This is a genomic window from Kitasatospora nipponensis, from assembly GCF_039528135.1.
GTDB lineage: Bacteria > Actinomycetota > Actinomycetes > Streptomycetales > Streptomycetaceae > Kitasatospora > Kitasatospora nipponensis.
Genome location: NZ_BAAALF010000926.1, coordinates 1 through 588, shown reverse-complemented (window position 1 = coordinate 588; position 588 = coordinate 1). Strand labels below are relative to the sequence as shown.

The following is a 588-nucleotide window of genomic DNA, read 5'->3' as shown; positions in this document are numbered from 1 at the left end:
CAGGCCCCGCTGACGCTGCCGGTGACCTTCAGCGTCGTGGTGTCCTCGGCCGGGTACGCGGTGGTCTGGGTGACCGTGAAGCCGCGCTCGGTCCAGGTCAGCACGGACGGGAGGAACAGGTTCACCGTGAGGGTGGTGCCGTCGCGGAAGTAGATGGAGTCCATCAGCTTGGTGTTGGACTCCACGCCCGTCCCCTGGCAGCACCAGAACGTGCCGTAGTCGGTGCTCCAGGTGCCACCGCCCCAGGCCGGGCCACCACCGGGGCGACCGCCCGGGTTGAGGGGGGTGAAGTAGGTGATGTGCCCGTGCGGGTCGGCCGGGTTCTGCGCGCCGATCACATGGTTGATCAGCGACTTCTCGTAGAAGTCGAAGTACGCCGCCCGGTCCGGGTCCAGCTGCCACAGCTCCCGGGTCAGCTTGAGCATGTTGTAGGAGTTGCAGAGCTCGCAGGTGTCGTTGACGAGGTAACCGGCGATCGCGTTCGAGGCCCGGAAGTGCTCCGCCTGGCTGTTGCCGCCGATGGCGTAGGTGTGCGCGGTGGTGCAGATCGTCCAGGCGTTGGTGGCGATGTCGCGGTAGCGGGTCGTC

Annotated in this window: 1 protein-coding gene; it reads right to left on the bottom strand. The window is 67.3% G+C overall.

From position 1 onward, the window contains the following. A partial coding sequence (locus tag ABD323_RS44105; protein ID WP_344447626.1) for a beta-L-arabinofuranosidase domain-containing protein occupies positions 1 to 588 on the bottom strand: 588 nt, incomplete at both ends.